Below are 4,827 nucleotides of genomic sequence, written 5' to 3'. Positions count from 1 at the left end.
AATTATTAAATAATAGACTTTTATATAGTACAAATAAAGTATCATTATGTATAATATAAAATAGTCATATAAATAGTATAATACAAATGTACATAAAATAAACAAGTAAAATAAATGAGTTTTTAAGGAGGACATATGAACCAAAAATCGCTGAGAGTTTTAGAATTCAATAAAATAATAGAATTATTGAAAAGTAAAGCTTCATCTTCGTTAGGTTTAAGATATATAGAAGAATTAGTTCCAAGTTCGAATTTTGAAGAAGTTAAGTATATGCAACAAGAAACAAGTGAGACACAAGCAATACTTACTAAAAGAGGTTATGTGGGGCTACAAGGGATACATGATATAGAAGATAAAGCTAAAAGAGCAGGTGTTGGAGCTAGCCTTGATCCAGGAAGTTTAATAATGATAGCTGATACATTAAGAGCTGCTAGAACACTTAAGAATAGTTTATCAGGAAGTGATGAAGAAGATTTCAATTACCCAATAATACAATCATTATCAAATGGTCTGTATACATATAGAGATGTGGAAGATGCAATATATAATGCAATAATAAGTGAGTTAGAAATTTCAGATAATGCATCTTCAACACTTAGAGATATTAGAAGAAGAATAGTTCAAAAGAATCAATCTATAAGATCGAAACTTAACTCTATAATATCTTCTACCACATATCAAAAATATTTACAAGATGCAATAATATCTGTAAGAGGAGATAGATTTGTTGTTCCTGTAAAAGCTGAATACAGATCACAAGTTTCAGGTATAGTTCACGACCAATCATCATCAGGTGCAACTTTATTCATAGAGCCTATAAGTATAGTTGATATGAACAATGAGCTTAGACAATTAAGACTTAGTGAACAAGAAGAAATCGAAAGAATACTTCAAGAGTTATCTGGTATGGTTGGAGAAATAAGTGAAGACTTAATATCTAATCAAGAAATACTAGGAAGACTTGATTTTGCTTTTGCAAAGGGTAAATTATCTATGCAAATGAAAGCAGTAGAGCCAAAATTAAATGAAGATAAATTTATAAATATAAAAAATGGTAGACATCCATTATTAGATAGAAAGACTGTAGTACCGAATAGTGTATACTTAGGAAGAGACTTCCACACTTTAGTTATAACTGGTCCTAATACAGGTGGTAAAACTGTAACAATAAAGACAGTTGGATTATTTGCACTTATGACTCAAAGTGGTCTTCATATATCTGCAGACTATGGAAGTAGTATGTGTGTATATGACAATGTATTTGCAGATATAGGTGATGAACAAAGTATAGAACAAAGTTTATCAACTTTCTCATCTCATATGACTAATATTGTATCTATATTAAAAGATGTAACTGAAAATTCTTTAGTTATATTTGACGAATTAGGTGCAGGTACAGACCCTATAGAAGGAGCAGCTCTTGCTATAGCAATACTTGAAGATGTAGCAATGGCTGGTGCTAGATGTATAGCTACAACTCACTATACTGAGATAAAGAATTATGCTCTTACTAAAGATGGTGTGGAAAATGCAGCAGTTGAGTTTGATTTAGAAACATTAAGTCCAACATATAAACTTTTAATAGGAGTTCCAGGTAAATCAAATGCATTTGAAATATCTAAGAAATTAGGGCTTAGTGATTATATAATAACTAGAGCTAAGGAATTTATAGATAGTGATAATATAGAATTAGAAGATATATTACAAAGTGCAGAGAAAAATAGATTAAAAGCTGAAGAAGAAAGAGCTAAGGCTGAGAAGTTAAGACAAAGTATAGAAAACTTAAAAGCAGAATATGATGAAAAACTTGAAAAGTTTTCAAGTCAAAAAGAAAAGATGCTTGAACAAGCAAGACAAGAAGCATTTAGAATAACAAGACAAGCTAAAGAAGAAGTAGATAATATAATAAAAGAATTAAGAAGATTAGAAGAAGAAAGAGCATCTAAAGAAAAAAATCAACAAATAGAAGCACTTAGAAAAGAACTAAGTAGTACCATGGGAAGTTTACAGCCTACAGTTAAGAGTATGATAGTTCCTAAAGTTGCAACTAAAGAAATAACAGATTTAAAACCAGGAGAAGATGTAAGAGTAATAACTTTAAATCAAGAAGGTACAGTTGTTTCTGTTGATAAAAATAAAAAAGAAGCTGTAGTTCAAATTGGTATAATGAAAATGACTCTACCATTTAAATCACTACAAAAAGCTAAAAAGGATGTAAAAAAGACAGTAACAAAATCAACTAGAAATATAATAAAATCTAAGTCTGGTAATGTAAAGAGTGAAGTAGATCTAAGAGGAATGAACTTAGAAGAAGCTATTATGGAAGTTGAAAAATATTTAGATGATGCATATGTTGCAGGTCTAGAAAATGTAACAATAATACATGGTATAGGTACTGGAGTTTTAAAATCAGGACTTCAAGATATATTAAGAAGAAATAAACATGTAAAATCACAAAGAGCTGGTCAATACGGTGAAGGTGGAGCAGGAGTAACAATTGTTACTTTAAAATAATATAAAGTATAAGGTGGGATGGATATGATATTAGTGTCTGCATGCTTACTTGGAATAAACTGTAAGTACAATGGCGATAATAATAAAAATGATAAAGTAGAAGAATATCTTAAAGACAAGCAGTTTATAGTAGTTTGTCCTGAGCAATTAGGCGGCATGTCCACTCCACGTGAACCATCAGAAATTATAAAATTCGATGGAAATGCTGTTATAGAAGGAAAAACTAGTGTAATTAATAATAAAAGATTAGATGTAACAAAAAAATTTAAACAAGGTGCACAAGAGGCTTTAAAAATAGCTAATTTGTATGATTGTAAAAAAGCAATCTTAAAAGAAGGCAGTCCATCATGTGGTTCTAATTGCATATATGACGGAACTTTTACAGGAAAAAAGATACCTGGAGTTGGAGTAACAGCAGCTTTGCTTAGAAAAAATGGAATAGAAGTTATTAGTGAAAAGGATTTAATTTAAATATATATAGTAAATAGTTTCAAAGACCTTGAAAAAACTTAGAATTTGATTTACCATAAAATAATAATAAAAGAGAGGAGCAAAATAATGCAAGACTTTAAAATAGCAGTAGCATCATGCTTAAAAGAGCATATAGAAGAATTGACTTTAGAAGAAATAACAGCACTTATAGAAGTACCGCCAAATAAGGATATGGGAGATTTTGCATTTCCATGCTTTAAATTAGCAAAGGTATTTAGAAAAGCGCCTAATATGATAGCAGAAGAGTTATCATCTAAAATAGAAGCTAAAGGTGTTGTATCGAAGGTTACACCATTAGGTGGATATATAAACTTCTTTGTTAATAAATCTCAATTAGCAGAAACGGTTATAAAAGATGTATTAACTAAAAAAGAAATGTACGGACACAGCGATTTAGGAAAAGATAAAACTATAGTAATAGATTTCTCATCTCCTAATATAGCTAAGCCTTTCCATATAGGACATATAAGAACTACGGTTATAGGAAATGCTTTATATAAAATATATGATTCTCAAGGATATAATACAGTTAGAATAAACCACTTAGGAGACTATGGTACACAATTTGGTAAGCTTATAGTAGCTTTCAAATTATGGGGAGATAAAGCAGCTGTAGAAGCTAACCCAATACCAGAGTTATTAAAATTATACATACAATTCCATGATGAAGCTGAAAAGCATCCAGAAATGGAAGACGAAGCAAGAGCTTGGTTCACTAAATTAGAAAACGGTGATGAAGAAGCTAAAGCATTATGGCAATGGTTCAGAGATGAAAGTTTAAAAGAATTTGCTAGAGTTTATGATTTATTAGATATAGAATTTGACTCATATAATGGAGAAAGTTTCTATTCTGATAAAATGGATAAAGTTATAGATATAATAAAAGATAAAGGATTACTTCAAGAGTCTCAAGGAACGAACATAGTAGACCTAGAAGAATACAACATGCCGCCAGCACTTATAACTAAAAATGATGGTTCAACATTATATATGACAAGAGATTTAGCTGCAGCATTATATAGAAAAGAAAACTATGACTTTGAAAAGTGTATATATGTAGTTGGTTCTCAACAAAGTTTACACTTCCAACAATTATTTAAAGTTTTAGAGCTTGTTGGATTTGAATGGGCAAAAGATATGATACATGTTCCATTTGGTATGGTTGCATTAGAAGAAGGAACTATGTCTACAAGAAAAGGTAGAGTAGTATTCTTAGAAGATGTTTTAAAACAAGCTATAGAAAAGACAAAAGAAACTATGCTTGCTAAAAATCCAAATGCTTTAAATGTTGATGAAATAGCTAAGCAAGTTGGGGTTGGAGCAGTAGTATTCCAGGAATTATCAAATAGTAGAATAAAAGACTACACATTCTCATGGTCAAGAACATTAAGTTTCGAAGGTGAAACAGGACCTTACGTTCAATATACTCATGCTAGATGTTGTGCAGTTTTAAGAAAAGCTGAAGAAGAAGTTACAACAGATATAAATTATGAATTACTAAATGATGTAGATAGTGCAGAAGTTTTAAAAGTTATAGCATCATTTAATAAAACAATAGTTAATGCTATGAGAAAGAATGAACCTCATATAATAACAAGATTTGTATTAGATTTAGCACAAGCATTTAATAAATTCTACCATGATAACTCTATATTAGTAGAAGATGCAGAGTTAAGAAAAGCAAGACTTGCTTTAGTTGCATCTACAAGACAAGCTTTAGAAAATGGTCTTAAATTATTAGGAATGCATGCACCAGAAAGAATGTAATTTATATAAAATACAGGGATGTCGAAATGGATATATTACATATTAGAATGTAAT

Annotated in this window: 3 protein-coding genes; all 3 read left to right on the top strand. The window is 29.9% G+C overall.

Annotated elements, in window-relative coordinates:
* Positions 1–135: 135 nt before the first annotated feature.
* The 3 genes from G3997_RS09075 (at position 136) to argS (ending at position 4,773) form a co-directional block, all read left to right on the top strand.
* Entirely contained in the window at positions 136–2,514 is a 2,379-nt protein-coding gene (locus G3997_RS09075) for an endonuclease MutS2 (RefSeq protein ID WP_296645459.1), read from the top strand.
* Between the two features lie 24 nt (positions 2,515–2,538).
* Complete coding sequence (locus G3997_RS09070) at positions 2,539–2,985, top strand: DUF523 domain-containing protein (protein WP_296645458.1); 447 nt, start codon at positions 2,539–2,541, stop codon at positions 2,983–2,985.
* Between the two features lie 87 nt (positions 2,986–3,072).
* Positions 3,073–4,773: an arginine--tRNA ligase gene (argS, locus tag G3997_RS09065; RefSeq protein WP_296645457.1), complete on the top strand. Its 1,701-nt coding sequence runs from the start codon at positions 3,073–3,075 to the stop codon at positions 4,771–4,773.
* The last annotated feature ends 54 nt before the right edge of the window (positions 4,774–4,827 follow it).

The organism is Romboutsia sp. 13368, assembly GCF_018336475.1.
In the GTDB taxonomy this organism is placed as follows: Bacteria; Bacillota; Clostridia; order Peptostreptococcales; family Peptostreptococcaceae; genus Romboutsia.
Note: the sequence above shows the minus strand (reverse complement) of the source record. Positions and strands in the feature narration are given on the sequence as shown.

What these genes read in the sequence shown, in the direction of transcription:
- G3997_RS09075 (WP_296645459.1), top strand. Translation starts at nt 136, where the DNA reads ATGAACCAAAAATCGCTGAGAGTTTTAGAATTCAATAAAATAATAGAA.
- argS (WP_296645457.1), top strand. Translation starts at nt 3,073, where the DNA reads ATGCAAGACTTTAAAATAGCAGTAGCATCATGCTTAAAAGAGCATATA.
- G3997_RS09070 (WP_296645458.1), top strand. Translation starts at nt 2,539, where the DNA reads ATGATATTAGTGTCTGCATGCTTACTTGGAATAAACTGTAAGTACAAT.